Source organism: Lacticaseibacillus mingshuiensis (assembly GCF_016861785.1).
GTDB lineage: Bacteria > Bacillota > Bacilli > Lactobacillales > Lactobacillaceae > Lacticaseibacillus > Lacticaseibacillus mingshuiensis.
Genome location: NZ_BOLS01000001.1, coordinates 165,734 through 180,632 on the forward strand (window position 1 = coordinate 165,734; position 14,899 = coordinate 180,632).

The window sequence follows — 14,899 nt, forward strand, 5'->3', positions numbered from 1 at the left end:
GCCGTCAGTCAGTTGCACCTGACCGGACGGCAGCTCATAGATTTGGCCAAGATTGCTTTGTCAAAGTTACCATGAAAGCGGTTTGCTTGCAAGCTTGGATTTAAGTGCGGGGGGCGCAGGGGCAAGCTGGGGCGCGGGCTGCTTCGGTCCGGTGCGGCTGGGGTGGAACGCTGCCAAGCCACTAGACCCGCAGCCGCACCGGCCCTACGCCGCACGCGGCCCCAGCTTGACCCGGCGCCTGGCGACTACAGTGCGCGAATTTTTGGCTGGCGGAAGCGGCGGCGTTGACACGGTAACTATGATTGCCTCGATCCGTGGCCAAAAGCCATTTCGACCTTCAACGCAGACCTGCGCACTGCATCGCAGTTGGGCTTCGGTCCGCATGGTGGAAGCATCTAGGTGTCGCATTCACTCGATGGCCAAGTGCGCCATCAAGCGCCTGCGCCAACCTAGCTGTTCCACCATAAGCGCGAGCCTTCGCACCCTTACAGAATAAACCGCATCAGATCTTTGTCGTCCGCAATATTCCCCACTTTGTCGTTGACGTACTTCTCTGTGATGGTGATGGCCCCCATTTGCATGTCTGGACCTTCGTAGAGGATGTCCTCGAGCAATTTTTCCAGGATGGTCGCGAGGCGGCGGGCGCCGATGTTGTCGGTGTCGCGGTTAACGGCGATGGCGATCTCGGCGATGCGGTTGATGGCTTCCTTGGTGAAGGTGATCTTAACGCCATCCGTGCCGATCAAGGAAATGTACTGCTTGACCAGCGCGTTGTCAGGTTCGGTCAAAATGCGCACGAAGTCATCTTGGGTCAGGTCCTTGAGCTCCACGCGAATCGGGAAGCGGCCTTGCAGCTCGGCGATCAGGTCGGACGGCTTGGCGGTGGCGAACGCACCGGAGCCGATGAACAGCACGTGGTCGGTGTTCAGCGGGCCGTATTTGGTCGAGACCTGAGAGCCTTCGACGATCGGCAAAATGTCGCGCTGAACGCCTTCACGGGACACTTCGCCCGACGTGTTTTTGTTGCCGGCTGCGATCTTGTCGATTTCATCGATGAAAATGATGCCGTTGTTTTCGGCAGACTTGATAGCATTGTGATAAATGTCGGCGTGGTTGACCAGCTTGCTAGCTTCCTCGCGCGTGAAGACTTCGCGAGCCTCACGAACGGTCATGGTACGCTCCACTTTTTTCTTCGGCATCATCGAACCCATCATGTCGGACAAATCGATGCCCATCTGGCCGTACATGTCGCCGGCCCCGTTTGGCTTCTTCTCATCTTCAACAGCCACGGTGAGTTCGCGGTCCTCGAGCATCCCCGCATCGATCTGTTCGGCGACGTTCAGACGCTCATTGCGAATCGAATCGTTGAGCTCGCCGTCTTCTTGCTTCGGCTGCTGGGCATCATTGTTTTGCAGATTCTGCAGCATCGACATCATATCCGCCATCGGGTTGGCACTAGCCTTTTTTTCCTTCTTGATGGCCGGGACTAACAGGCGAACGAGGCGCTTGTTAGCTTCGCGTTCCGCGCGCTCATGCACATTGGCGTACGCGCGCTCTTCCTCCATCGATACGGCCACATCGGCAAGGTCGCGGACCATGCTTTCGACATCGCGGCCGACATAGCCGACTTCGGTGAATTTCGTGGCTTCAACTTTGACAAATGGCGCGTCGACGACCTTCGCCAGGCGCCGCGCGATCTCCGTTTTGCCGACACCGGTGGGGCCGATCATCAGCAGGTTTTTCGGCGTGATGTCTTGTTGCATCTTCGCCGGCAGCTGCATCCGCCGGTAGCGGTTATACAGCGCGACCGCCACGGCGCGCTTGGCCTCATCTTGCCCGATCACATATTGGTCAAGTTCAGAGACGATCTCTTTTGGGGTTTTGACAGTCATATTGGCCTCCTGTTAGAAGCTTTCAACTAAGATGTTTTGATTTGTAAAAATATCGATGTTTGACGCGATCTCGATCGCTTCTTTTGCGATATTCTCGGCGCTCATCTGCGTGTGGCGAATCATTGCCATCGCGGCGGCTTGGGCATAATTGCCACCAGAGCCGATCGCGATCACATCCGCATCCGGTTCGATGACCTCGCCTTGACCGGAGATCAGCAGCAAGTCGTCCTTATCCAGCGCGATCAGCTCTGCCTGCAATTTTTGCAGCGTCGGATCCTTGCGCCAGTCCTGCGCCAGCGCCACAGCGGAGCGCCGCAGATTGCCGGCATGCGTCTCGAGTTTTTTCTCGAGCCAGTCCTCCAGCGTGATGGCATCGGCCACCCCACCGGCAAACCCGATGACGACCTTGCCGCCATAGATGCGGCGAATCTTTTGGGCATTGCCCTTCATGATGACCTTTTCGCCCAGCGTGACTTGTCCGTCGCCGGCGATGGCGGTGTGCCCATTTTTTCTAACGGCTGCAATTGTTGTCATTGTATGAACTCCTTTAATTGATGATAATAGTCTATCAATCATGACGTCCTGTCACATCAGACTTTTGGCCGAACCTGCCTCAACAATCTGGCGGGTCGGCGGGTGGGTGAAAATTGGACGCGCAAGATCTTGGGCGCGCCTGCGTGAAATAGGATGCACAAGAGCTGGGGCGCGCAAACTGAAATCAGGACGCGCAAAGATCTGCGGCGCGCAGGCGGAATTTTCCGCCGCGCTCAGTTGTGCTTTGGAAAATACTTCATGTAATCCGCCTTCAGGTGCTCCGTCGACAGATGCGTGTAGATCTGCGTCGTCGAGAGGCTTGCGTGGCCCAACAGCTCCTGCACACTGCGCAAGTCGGCGCCGTGATCCAGCATATGGGTGGCAAAACTGTGCCGCAACATATGCGGATGAATTTTCCCCGTCAGACTGGTCTGCTTGAACAGCTGGTCCAAAATATATTCGATACCGCGCGACGTGATCGGCTTGCCGTGCTGATTGACAAAGACCTTGTCGTGGCGTTCGTCGAGCTTGGCCATCAGCGTCTTGCGCCCATCATCTATATAAGTACGCAAAGCGTCCGCAGCCAGTCCGCCAAACGGCACATACCGATCCTTGTTGCCCTTGCCATGCACCAACATGACCTCCAGCTCAAAGTCCAGCTGACTGAGCGTCAAGTTCGCGCACTCCGACACCCGCACGCCTGTGTCATACAGCACCTCAAGCAGCGCGCAATTGCGCTGATCCAGCGGCGTTTTGCCCTGCACCGTCTTGAACAACTCGGCGATTTCCGGCTCGTAGAAAAATTGCGGCAGGTGATCATGCGTCTTGCGAGTCTCGACCAACTCAAACGGATCGGTCTTCGCCTCACCCACTTTGATCAGGTATCGATATAGACTACGCAAACTGGACAATTTTCGCGACACCGACGCGCGCGCCAATTGCCGATCATTGAGACTGGAGAGATACGTTTCCACATCCAGCTGATCGACATGGTTGAAGCCCTTGAAGCCGCCATTATTTTTGAGAAAATCAATGAACTCATTGATGTCCTCTTCATACGCTTTTTTTGTCTCGGCCGAATAATGACGCTCGACCAATAAGTACTGCAAAAACTCGTTGACTTGCTTCACCGCGCTCACCTCCAGCCACTGTATAGCGTACCACAAGCGGCCTCAAGTTGCGGGGAGAAATCGCCTGAAACCGCATCACCAGCGGGATTCAGAAACGCGCCGTCCGAGATCGGCGACGCGTTTCTTCTATTATATAGTAAGTGGATCAGTCGGTGGCCAACTCAGCCTGAATCTCGGCCATTGCCAAATCAGAATCCAGGTCCGGCTCACCTTCTCGTCGTTAATGCTTTTTGTACAGCCGCTTCACTAGCATGTAAACATAGGGGGCGAATACGACTGTCTCAGCCTTAGTCATCGTCATCATCGTTAGAATTTAAATAGTCCCGTGCCGCTTGAACATCGTTGAACGTAATCCCGTCTCCATCATTGACCGCTTGAACCGCCGCCTCGAGTGGCGAACCCTCAGGTATAAACGGCAGTTTGTTATCGCGGACAGCTTTAATCAAGAACATATTGATTGCCGTAGACCTGTCTAAGCCCATGCTTTCAAACACCTGAGTCGCGCGACGCTTCATATCGGGCGTGACCTGGGCTGTCACGGTTGTTTTATTCTCCTTATCATCCATAGCTTCTCACCTCGGGTCGGTTGGCTTAAGTATTGCATTGGCGTCCCAATTGACGACACACTCGTTACTTCGTGCAACGGAGGGATTCTTTGGCAGCGTACCACACGAGTCTCTCATCTAGAAATGCCACGCCCATTAAAACGACTACTGGCTAAGAATCCAGTCCCAGATGAGCCCCGCTTAAGAGGTCGCTTCCGGAGTACCAGCTGGTGTGGTCTCAGGGACAGGGTGCGATTCCGGTCACCCTCAGTCGGCTTTGCAATTCTTAGGTACGATGCACATGATACAGATCCAAAGACGAAGGACATATCGTAATATATCAGATTTCGCTTCGTGGTCCTCAATCTTGTGCATTCGCCTCAACTGCCGCGGCCAGTACCCGCACCGCCCGGTCATCCCCGACCAGCTTCGTGTAATAATCCGCAAACCGCGAATCCTCCAAGTACATCTCGACCAGCCCGCGGTGCATCGCCGGATCATACTTGCCCCACATCAACGTCAACCACGCCCGGTGCGCCGCATAGATCCGCTTGGCCACCGGCGAGTCAGCCGGCGCCTGCGTGGCAAGAGCCTCCTGCAATAACGATCGTAATTGATCTTGCAACCCTTGGGCGCGCGCAAACTGATCCGGCGTCAAGCCCATCAGCTGCGCATCGGCCTCACGTTTCGCATTTTTCCCATAACGCGCCTCGACCTCGTCGCCATAATCCGCGTCATTTTTCGCAACCATGTCCTTCTTGAACGCCTGGAATTTCTCTTCATCTGTCATATTTTCCGCCTCGTTTCTGAGGGTCGCCTCGACTTGCGCGATCAATTGCTGAACCTGGGACTGCTTCGCCAAGAGATTTTCCCGCTGGTCCCGCAGCGCCGCCACCTGATCAGCTCGCGGTGCATCCAGCAGCGAGCGAATCTCGCCAAGCGGCACCTCCAAGTTGCGATAGAAGAGGATCTGTTGCATCCGGTCCGCATCCGCACTGGTATAGACCCGGTAGCCATTTTCCTCGACCCGCGGCACCAACAGCCCGACCTCGTGATAATACCGCAGCGTCCGCTCCGACACCCCGGCCAGCTTCGCAAATTGCTTGATCTTGTAAGTCATTTTCTCACCTCATCGAGAAGCTTACGGCCTCACGCCGCGTCAGGGTCAACAACTTTTGGGAAAATAGAAAGCAAAAGTAGTCCCATTGGTGTTTTCCCCGTCCCGTTTGCGTAACCGGCCACGGGGATGCACCAGTCCACGGCCACGAAGTCGCTGAATTCGCCAATATCAGTATGCCACGGCAGCCCCCGTGGCGCAGCGTGAAAATAATGTGATGGCGTCACAGCAGGTGCTGACACGGGCGTGGGCTCAGGGTCCATCAGTTTACCCTATCTCGGTTGTCCGCTCAGCAAATAATGTGATGGCGTCACACTGATCCGGCGCACGCCCAGGTAGATTCTTGGTGCGCGCGATCTCTGAGAACGAAAATTTTGACAATTCAGCCCGGCAGCGGCAAATCAGCGGTCTCAGAGATCGCGCGATTTCGCAGATGCGCTGATCTTCCGGTCCACGGGTCCGCGAAATAGACGTTTTTGATCTGAAAAGACGACATCCGCGGTCCACGGGTCCGCACGCCCCCAGAACTCTGGCAAGAAATAGTGTGATGGCGTCACACTGATGTAGCGGGTGCTCAGAGAATTCTTGGTTCGGGCGATCTCCGAGACCGCAAATTTCGCCAATTCAACCCGACAGAGGCAAATCGGCGGTCTCAGAGATTGTGCGATTGCGCAGGTGCCTGATTTTTCGGTCCACGGGTCCGCGAATTAACCTCTCTTGACCTGAAACGACGACATCCGCGGTCCACGGGTCCGCACGCCCCAGACTTCTGGCAAAAACTAGTGTGATGGCGTGACACCGATGTACCGGTTGTCCGGGAGGGTTGGTGGTTCGGGCGATCTCTGAGATCGGAAATCTCGACAATTAAGCACATAAGAAGCAAATCGACGGTCTCAGAGATTGCGTAATTTTCGCAGATGGGGTGAGCTTTCGGTCCACAAGTGGCACGCCCGGGCCCCCTGTCAGAAAGTTATGTGATGCCATCACACTGATTCGGTGTCCCAACCAAGAATGGCGTCTTGGTACACGTTTTTGTTCCTAGGAAATACGAGGCAACCGGCATTCCAGTGTTTATTTGGGCACAACTATCTAACGCACATTCTACGACGATTTCACGATCAATCCATCAGATTCAAAATGAATTCGACCTTCTAGAGCGAATCTCAGGACCCGATCCATCCTTTAGAAACAGCGGTGTATCAACGTTCCCATTGATTGTTTCTGGATAACTCGATACCGGAGAAGATTGTCAATCAAGAAATGCCGTTAAATCAACGTTTTATGTGTTAGTAGTGCGTCGCAATCGACGTACCTTAGTCCACCGAATAGAGAAGTCGTTTCGGGCAGAACCCTCCGTACGCCCGGGAAAAGCACTAGAAAATAATGTGATGGCATCACACCGTTTTGCTTCGATTCACCCGGACCCCGAGTCCGCAAATGTGCCGATTTCTCACTACAAACGTCTGATCCGCGGACTATGGGTCCATCACTTTGGACGCCCCCCGGGAATAGTCTGAAAATAATGTGATGACATCACACCGTTTTGCTTCGATCTCCCCTGGACCCCGAGTCCACAGATGTGCCGATTTCTCACTACAAACGTCTGATCCGCGGACTATGGGTCCATAATTTTGGGCAAGTCCCTGGAAATAGAATGATATTAATGTGATGGCATCACACCGGTTTGCTTCGATTCGCCCGGACCCGGAGTCCGCAAATGTGCCGATTTTTCACTACAAACGTCTGATCCGCGGACTCAGGGTCCATGACTTGGGCAAGCCCCAAGGAATAGCCTGAAATCAATGTGATGGCATCACACCGATTTGCTTCGATCTCATGGACCCCGAGTCCGCAAATGTGCGAAGCTCTCACTAAAAACGTCTGATTCGCGGACTCAGGGTCCATAAGTTTGGGCAAGTCCCCTGGGAATAAACTGATATTAATGTGATGGCATCACACCGGTTTGCTTCGATCTCATGGGCCCCGAGTCCACAAATGTGCAAAGCAATCACTAAAAAATGTCAGATTCGCGGACTCAGGGTCCATGACTTTGGGCAAGCCCCCCGGGAATAGCCTGAAAATAATGTGATGGCATCACACTGGTTTACTTCGATCTCCACCGAGTCCGCAAATGTGCTGACTTCTCACTACAAGCGTCAGATCCGCGGACTCTGGGTCCATAATTTGGGGCAAGCCCCTGGGAATAGACTCATAATAATGTGATGGCATCACACCGGTTTGCTTCGATCTCCCGGACCCCGAGTCCGCAAATGTGCGAAGTCCTCACTAAAAACGGCAGATCCGCGGACTCAGGGTCCATGACTTTGGGCACGCCACGGGCAATAGCCTGAAAATAATGTGATGGCATCACACCAGTTCCGCACGCCTTAATTAGAAAGAAAAATGCCCACGTCGCCGATTCGCAACGTGGGCATTTTCCAGATCATGGTTGGGCGCGAAAGGAATTCTCGAGCGCAAATTTGATGCTTGGCACCGACTCGTCAATGCATTCCTGCCAAAATGCGACATGCATCCGATCGACGGAAGCGGCAGACGCGGTCACATCGGCGCCGCCATCCTCGCCATCCGTGTACCAACAGAGATACAAACGCCCCGCCAGCTCAAACGAAAAGATCTGTTCGACCCGCAAGTGCTCGCCGGCCAACGTTGCATCGACCGCCGATTGATTTTTGCGAAGGAATCGCATCCATTCCCGAGCACGTTCTCGTTTATCGGACTTCACCGCGAATCCTTCCAGCTCGATCACCAAAAACGCCTCCGAAATACAAGCTCAGCAGATATCCGACCATCAAAATAGTTGCGCTCACACCTCAGAACGCCCAAACGCGTCTCTAGTGTTCCGTTCGACCAACTATCCACATTTTCGCGCGAACGCGACGTCCTAGGGCGAATCTCAGACACCCCGCCACGGGCAAGAATCCCGTCACTGCGCGGTTTCTACCGCAACGTCGGCATTGGCGGTCGGCAAGAACCCATCAAGCGTCGCCAAAGCCCGGTCCGCCAAGGCTTGATTGCGCTCGCGTTTGTCCTTGATGCGGGTCGGAAGCGCAGGCATGATGCCGAAGTTTGCGTTCATCGGCTGGAAATGCTTGGCGTCCGTGTGCGTGATGTAGTGCGCCATCGCGCCGATCTGCGTGTCATCCGGGAACGTCAACGCGTCCAGCCCCTGCGCCAGCCGCGCCGCATTGATTCCCGCAACCAAGCCGGAACCCGCGGACTCAACGTACCCTTCGACCCCAGTCATTTGCCCGGCGAAAAATAATCCCGAACGACGGGTACTTTCGTAGGTATCTTTTAACACAACAGGCGCATTCATATAAGTATTTCGATGCATCACGCCGTAACGGACGATCACCGCATTTTCCAGACCAGGAATCATGCGGAACACGCGCTTTTGCTCGCCCCACTTGAGATGCGTCTGGAAGCCGACAATATTGTAGAGGCTTGCCGCCGCATTGTCCTGCCGCAGTTGAACCACCGCATACGGATCGCGGCCGGTGCGCGGATTCGCCAGCCCGACCGGCTTCAGTGGGCCAAACAGCATCGTGCGTTCGCCGCGCTTGGCCATCACTTCGATCGGCATGCAGCCTTCGAAGACAGTCAAATTTTCAAAATCATGCCCTTCGGCGACTTCGGCATTGACCAATTCCCGCTGGAACGCGAAAAATTGATCGCGGTCCATTGGGCAATTGAGGTACGCCGCCTCGCCCTTGTCGTAGCGCGACTTCTTGTAGACGATGTCCATGTCGATGGAGTTCGCATCGAGAATTGGTGCGGCCGCATCGAAAAAGTGCAGGCCGTCTTCGCCATTCAGCGCAACGATCGCCTCCGCCATTTTCGGCGCGGTCAAAGGACCCGTCGCCACCACCGTGATGCCATCCGGAATGGTCTCGACCGCTTCTTCGATCACATGGATGCGGGGATGCGACCGCAGCGTTTTCGTTACCAACGCGGAAAATGGCTCGCGGTCCACCGCCAGGGCGCCGCCAGCCGGGACAGCCGTAGCGTCGGCCGCCGTCATGATCACAGAATTCAACCGCCGCATCTCTTCCTTCAGCAGGCCGACGCCGTTCGTCACGCTATTTGCGCGCAGCGAATTGGTGCAGACCAGCTCGGCAAACTGGTCCGTGTGGTGCGCCGGAGTCGTTTGCTTGGGCCTCATCTCATAAAGGTTCACATCCACGCCGCGGCTGGCGATCTGCCAAGCGGCTTCACTGCCGGCCAAGCCGGCGCCGATCACGTTCACAGTGGTCATTGCCATTCCTCCTTGAAAATCTGATTGCAATCATGATACACCAATTCGAATGATGGCGCTTTAATAAATCGTTTAAAACAGATTAACCCGTCGCCATTTTTAAAAAAGGCTCCTCGAAAATAATTTCGAGAAGCCCTCCAGTGAGAGTCGAGTTACGCCACATGATCCGAATCGGCAGGCGTCATCACAGCCCAAGTCAAACTCTGCAAAATGACGATCACCATCCCGGAGATCGGCAGGAACCAGATCAGCACGATGCCGACCACCAACAACGAAAGGTCGATCACCCAATGCGAGACGCGACTTAGCGATGCGCTCATCTTGAATGACGCATCCGGATTGTCCTTCACCAGCACATAATTCAGCAGATAATACGCGATCGCCCACGCCACATAAACGAAAAAGTAGAAATATTCCGGTGCGCGATCATTCAGGTGTTCACTGACCCAGCCAGTGGCTACAGGGAAAAACGCCATCAAAAGCAGCCACAACGTATTCGCCCAAAACGCGCGCTTGGAGATCCACTTAGCTTTTGAAAAGAAATAATGATGGTGATACCACGAGCTGGCAATGACAATAAAACTGATGATGAACGCCAGAAAATATGGCGCCTCATGCCACAAGCTCGCCGCCGAGCTCCCATCTGGCACTTTGATCTCCAGCGCCATGATCGTCATCACGATCGCGACGATGGCATCGGTAAAGGCTTCAACGCGTGCTTTGTTCATCGACTATCCCCCAGATTATTCCGCGCTGGGCGCATCTTTGGTCGTCGGGTCTGCGATGCCAATTGTTTCGCCGACGTATAGATTCGGGTCGGCCACAATCTTCAAGATCGCATCGGCCATGCTCTTGCGCGAGCCTGAACCGCCTGCCATTAATGCGCCTGAATTTGTAATCGTATAACGAATCTCATTCCCATTATTCATCCACGCAAAACGCAAGATCGTGACCGCCAACCCAGACTCAGTCAACAGTTTCCCGGCTTGGCGCATCGGTGGCAGCGCGTCCGCCAGTTCTTCCTGATTCCACGCGTGGAAACGCCGGTTTGGCTCCTCATTATCGATACCGATAGAACTGGCCGCCAGTAGCCGCGCCACGCCTTGCGTCTGCATCGCCTTGATGACGTTGCGGGTGACCTCGTTTTCAGGATCGGTATCGACCGTCGCTAGGAGCACCAAGTCCTGATTCTGGACGGCGGCTGTCACTGCGCCGAGATCGGCGAGGTCACCATCGATGATCGAAACGCGCGGCTCATTTTTCAACGACGCAAGCCGGTCGCTATTGCGCAAAAAGAGAGTCAGCTCAACGTCTTGAAATGCGTCCTCGTTCAGGATGCGCGTTTCGATGATGCGGGCGATCTGACCGCTTGCCCCGAGTATCAATAATTTCATATGCCTGTCCTCCCATAGCCCCAAAATTATTTCCCCACATCAGTTTACCCATTAGCGAAATAACACGCAATTTGTTTTTAGCCAATAGCGCGCACCAGCCGAGGTACTGGTTCACCCCTGAAGACACCAAGCCGAAAAAACAAAAAATGTCCCTCTTTGCAGAAGGACATTTCGATGGTGCGATTTTGCGTATCAGTGGCTGATCTTATCGACCGCGACAGACGGAATCGTGATGTCGCCGCCCATGGTCGATTCGTAGGTGATCAAACCGGCGGACACGCCGAAGATCGTGATCTGATCATTTTCCAAAATACGCGAGGAGACCGTGCTGCTGGTCCAGTCGCAAAGCAGCATGTTGTCATAATCGCCGTTGACCGCAAGCCGCGCCTGAACGCTGTCGCCATCTTCCATGATCTGAACGACTTCCCCGTAGAACTTCACCTTTTTACCCATGTAAGAATCCGGGGTCCGGGCGAGTTGATCGTAGGTGATGCCCGTTTCATACCCGCGACGTTCCTCTTCGGCTGCCTTGGCTTTGGCGGCCGCGGCCGCAGCGGCTTTGGCTTTCGCAGCCGCAGCGGCTTCTTCCTTCTTCTTCTTGGCTGCCGCGGCTGCCGCAGCTTCCTTCTTTTTCACCCCTGGCAGGGCACTTTCTAGCTCAGACAGATGGGTCACATTGACAAGCTTTTTCTGATCAGCGGTTAGTGAGTTATACATGGTGCGTGTTTTCTTGAGAGAAGCCTCATCCTTTGAAGCGAGTGTGCCGACGCTCGGAAGATCTTGCAACAGCTCATTCACTTTATCTGCCGCCGCTGCATCATTTTGCCGCTTCTTCGCATCCGCATCGGACAGTTTCTCATAAGGTTCCATCTTCGTGTGGTAGTCGTTGTTCTCGGTCTGAAGATCATTATACTCACTGTCGAGCTTGTTATAATCCGATTTCAGCTCGCGATAATCGGTCGCGGTGCCTTTTTCCTTTGCGACCAACTTCTTGTATGTCGCGTTGAGATGGTCGTACGACTTACTCTTCACGGAATTCGAATTGATCGTCCCGATGCCAATCAAAAAGACCAGTGTCGCGACGGCTGAAAAAATGATCCGGCCATTTTTCGTGAACTTCTGATTCTTCCACACCAGATAGATTCCCAATGGTGCGAAAACGATGGTCGCGATCAAGAGCCCAATCTCCGACGCAAAAAATTCCTTTGTTTTTGCCAATAGATCCTTCACGTAAAACTCCCCCTGATAATAAATATAGTTGCTTGCGATGATCCCGCTCACCCAGCGGATGTCGCACCCCCAAAGTTCAAAAGTATGGTCGCAGTCAATTACGGCGCGGGTTCACGGCACCTCGACACCCAAAACAACCCGCGATCACTGCCACCGTAAATAAATTACGAAAATCGAGAGTCGTTTGTCATAGGCACGCAAAACCGTCTTTAAAAAACTGCAACTATACCAGTATCCTCGAGAATAGCAGAGAAGGCAACCAATATATCCCACACTCTCATCTAGTTTTCACCCGCAACCAATCGGATTCAAACTGGGCAACCGTCACAAGCACCTCCCGCATGCGACCGCTGGCGGCCGAATCAAAAATGGCGCCGCCCCAACCACCACAGTCGGGGCAACGCCATCCTATTTGGGGCTTAGCTAGTTGGTGCTGGGCAAATCAACGCCATCCTATTTTCTAAAACCCGGAACTGTCAGCTCTTCGCCACAGCCTCTTTATAATCATTATTCGGGCAGACGACCTGCATGCCGCCGCGCCCGCGCTTTTCGACCAGATAGTGGCCGCAGACCGGGCAATCACGGCCGACCGGTTTGTCCCAGGCGACGAAATCGCAGTCCGGATAGCGCGAACAGCCATAGAACGTGCGGTTGCGCTTGGATTTGCGCTCGACCAGCTGGCCGATGCCACACTTCGGGCACACCACGCCGATCTCCTTGACCACCGCCTTGGTGTTGCGGCAATCCGGGAAGCGCGAGCAGGCGTAGAACTTGCCGAAGCGACCCATTTTGACCACCATCGGCGCACCGCAGACATCGCAGTCAAAGCCGGCCGGTTCGTCCTTCATCTGAATCTTTTCGATTCCGACCTCGGCCTTGGCGACTTCCTTGGCAAACGGCTTGTAGAACTCGTCCACGATCGGGACCCAGTCAGCCTTGCCCGTTTCGATTGCATCGAGCTCGCCCTCGACCTTCGCCGTGAACTTGATATCCACGACATCTGGGAAAAATTCTTTGATCAGCGAATTGACGATCTCACCCAGCTCCGTCGGCTCAAACCGGCGGGCGGTCAGCTTCACATAGTAACGCTTTTGAATCGTCTCGATCGTTGGCGCATACGTAGACGGCCGACCGACACCATTTTCTTCCAGCGCCTTGACCAGGTTCGCTTCGGAATAGCGGGCAGGCGGCTGGGTGAAATGCTGCGCCGGATCAGTCTTCACCAGCTTGACCGCGTCCCCGATCGCAAGCTCCGGCAAAAGGTTCTCCTTCTCGCCGTCATCGCGACTCGACACGTAAAGCGTGGTGAACCCGGGGAACTTCGTGTGGCTCCCGTTGGCGCGGAAGGTCGCACCGTTTTGCTCGATCGTCACCGCCACCGTGTCGACCACGGCCGGCGTCATTTCACTGGCGACGAAGCGATTCCAGATGAGCTGGTACAACTTCATCTGGTCCTTGTCCAAAACAGATTCCAGACTCTTCGGCGTGCGCAGGGTGGACGTCGGGCGAATCGCTTCATGGGCGTCTTGGGCGCCTTCCTGCAATTTACCCTGACGAATTTTCACAGCGGCGTAGGCCTCGCCATAGACCTCATGGATGAACTTGGACGTCTCGGCCTTCGCGACACTCGACACACGCGTCGAATCGGTACGCATGTAGGTGATCAGCCCGGTCGTGCCTTCCTTGCCGCCAAGATTGATGCCTTCATAAAGCTGCTGGGCCAGCATCATCGTCTTGCGCGTGCGGAAGTTCAGCTTGCGGTTGGCCTCCTGCTGCAGGGAACTCGTGGTGAAAGGCGGCGCCGGATAACGGTTGCGCTCCTTCTTCACGACATTCGTGATGGCAAACGGCTTCTTCTTGTCGATCTGCTTGAGCACGTCCTGGACCGCGGCGTTATCCTTCAGATCCATCTTCTTATTATTCAGCCCGTAAAAACTCGCGGCAAACTTCGCGGTCCCCTTTTGGAACTCCGCATCCAAGGACCAGTATTCTTCCGGCTTGAAATTGCGGATCTCCTCTTCGCGGTCAATGATCAGCTTCAGCGCAACAGATTGCACGCGCCCCGCGGACAGCCCCTTCTTCACCTTTTTCCAAAGAAGCGGCGAGATCGAATAGCCGACCAGCCGATCCAAAATACGGCGGGCCTGCTGGGCATCGACCAGGTTCATATCGATACTGCGCGGCGACTTGAACGCGTTTTTCACCGCGTCCTTCGTGATCTCGTTGAACACCACGCGGTTCTTGGCGGTCGGATCGAGCCCGAGAATGTGACTGACATGCCACGCGATGGCTTCCCCTTCACGGTCCGGATCGGCTGCGAGATAAATATTGTCGGCTTTGGCGGCCTCTTTGCGAAGCTCCTTGATCACATCGCCCTTACCGCGAATAGAAATATACTTTGGCTCATAATTATTATCAACGTCGACACCCATTTGGGACTTGGGCAAGTCGCGGATATGACCGAGGCTGGCGACGACCCTGAACGAGCGCCCCAGATACTTCTCGATAGTTTTGGCTTTTGCTGGCGATTCCACAATGACCAGATTCTTGGCGGCCATGTGCGCCCTCCTTCCTGCGAGCGAGCTGCTCGAAAACACCAAACATCATAAAGCCCCGGTTCGCGCTTTGTCAAACATCTGATTCTGTTTCTTCTATTATACAGCGTCTATTCAGGTCGTTTTCAGGGGAAAATAGGCCGCCACCCGCTGGCCACGGCGCAGCAAACAGGCCCCGTCCCAGCAGGCTTTTCAGCTAGTTTGGGGATCGTGGTTCCGGGCGGCT

Annotated in this window: 11 protein-coding genes; all 11 read right to left on the bottom strand. The window is 54.6% G+C overall.

Annotated features, from left to right (window positions below):
- Positions 1-485: 485 nt before the first annotated feature.
- Positions 486-1,892 carry an ATP-dependent protease ATPase subunit HslU gene (gene hslU / locus JUE67_RS00795; protein WP_203625804.1) on the bottom strand — a complete coding sequence of 469 codons (1,407 nt, stop codon included), beginning with the start codon at positions 1,890-1,892 and terminating at the stop codon, positions 486-488.
- A gap of 12 nt (positions 1,893-1,904) precedes the next feature.
- Positions 1,905-2,426, bottom strand: a complete 522-nt coding sequence (gene hslV, locus JUE67_RS00800; RefSeq protein ID WP_125696509.1) for an ATP-dependent protease subunit HslV — start codon at positions 2,424-2,426, stop codon at positions 1,905-1,907.
- A 233-nt stretch (positions 2,427-2,659) separates the two neighbouring features.
- Positions 2,660-3,556, bottom strand: coding sequence for a tyrosine recombinase XerC (xerC, locus tag JUE67_RS00805; protein ID WP_203625806.1), 897 nt, complete (start codon positions 3,554-3,556; stop codon positions 2,660-2,662).
- 287 nt (positions 3,557-3,843) lie between these two features.
- Entirely contained in the window at positions 3,844-4,122 is a 279-nt protein-coding gene (locus JUE67_RS00810) for a type II toxin-antitoxin system RelB/DinJ family antitoxin (RefSeq protein WP_203625808.1), read from the bottom strand.
- Between the two features lie 340 nt (positions 4,123-4,462).
- Entirely contained in the window at positions 4,463-5,221 is a 759-nt protein-coding gene (locus tag JUE67_RS00815; protein ID WP_203625810.1) for a MerR family transcriptional regulator, read from the bottom strand.
- 2,440 nt (positions 5,222-7,661) lie between these two features.
- Positions 7,662-7,985 (bottom strand): DUF6176 family protein, encoded by a 324-nt coding sequence (locus JUE67_RS00820; protein WP_225877852.1) that lies wholly within the window; start codon positions 7,983-7,985, stop codon positions 7,662-7,664.
- 177 nt (positions 7,986-8,162) lie between these two features.
- Positions 8,163-9,494, bottom strand: coding sequence for a methylenetetrahydrofolate--tRNA-(uracil(54)-C(5))-methyltransferase (FADH(2)-oxidizing) TrmFO (trmFO, locus tag JUE67_RS00825; RefSeq protein ID WP_203625814.1), 1,332 nt, complete (start codon positions 9,492-9,494; stop codon positions 8,163-8,165).
- A gap of 152 nt (positions 9,495-9,646) precedes the next feature.
- The gene (locus JUE67_RS00830) at positions 9,647-10,222 is read right to left on the bottom strand and encodes a TMEM175 family protein (protein ID WP_203625816.1); all 576 of its coding nucleotides are present in this window, start codon (positions 10,220-10,222) and stop codon (positions 9,647-9,649) included.
- Positions 10,223-10,237: 15 nt separating this feature from the next.
- On the bottom strand, positions 10,238-10,888 hold the full coding sequence (locus JUE67_RS00835; protein WP_203625818.1) for an NAD(P)H-binding protein: 651 nt from the start codon (positions 10,886-10,888) through the stop codon (positions 10,238-10,240).
- A gap of 192 nt (positions 10,889-11,080) precedes the next feature.
- Positions 11,081-12,118 carry a hypothetical protein gene (locus JUE67_RS00840; protein WP_203625821.1) on the bottom strand — a complete coding sequence of 346 codons (1,038 nt, stop codon included), beginning with the start codon at positions 12,116-12,118 and terminating at the stop codon, positions 11,081-11,083.
- A gap of 476 nt (positions 12,119-12,594) precedes the next feature.
- Positions 12,595-14,676, bottom strand: a complete 2,082-nt coding sequence (gene topA / locus JUE67_RS00845) for a type I DNA topoisomerase (protein ID WP_203625822.1) — start codon at positions 14,674-14,676, stop codon at positions 12,595-12,597.
- Positions 14,677-14,899 lie beyond the last annotated feature (223 nt).

Excerpts from the sequence above, each read along its gene's own strand:
- hslU (WP_203625804.1), bottom strand. The coding sequence starts at position 1,892 with ATGACTGTCAAAACCCCAAAAGAGATCGTCTCTGAACTTGACCAATAT.
- hslV (WP_125696509.1), bottom strand. The coding sequence starts at position 2,426 with ATGACAACAATTGCAGCCGTTAGAAAAAATGGGCACACCGCCATCGCC.
- JUE67_RS00810 (WP_203625808.1), bottom strand. The coding sequence starts at position 4,122 with ATGGATGATAAGGAGAATAAAACAACCGTGACAGCCCAGGTCACGCCC.
- JUE67_RS00815 (WP_203625810.1), bottom strand. The coding sequence starts at position 5,221 with ATGACTTACAAGATCAAGCAATTTGCGAAGCTGGCCGGGGTGTCGGAG.
- trmFO (WP_203625814.1), bottom strand. The coding sequence starts at position 9,494 with ATGACCACTGTGAACGTGATCGGCGCCGGCTTGGCCGGCAGTGAAGCC.
- JUE67_RS00830 (WP_203625816.1), bottom strand. The coding sequence starts at position 10,222 with ATGAACAAAGCACGCGTTGAAGCCTTTACCGATGCCATCGTCGCGATC.
- JUE67_RS00835 (WP_203625818.1), bottom strand. The coding sequence starts at position 10,888 with ATGAAATTATTGATACTCGGGGCAAGCGGTCAGATCGCCCGCATCATC.
- topA (WP_203625822.1), bottom strand. The coding sequence starts at position 14,676 with ATGGCCGCCAAGAATCTGGTCATTGTGGAATCGCCAGCAAAAGCCAAA.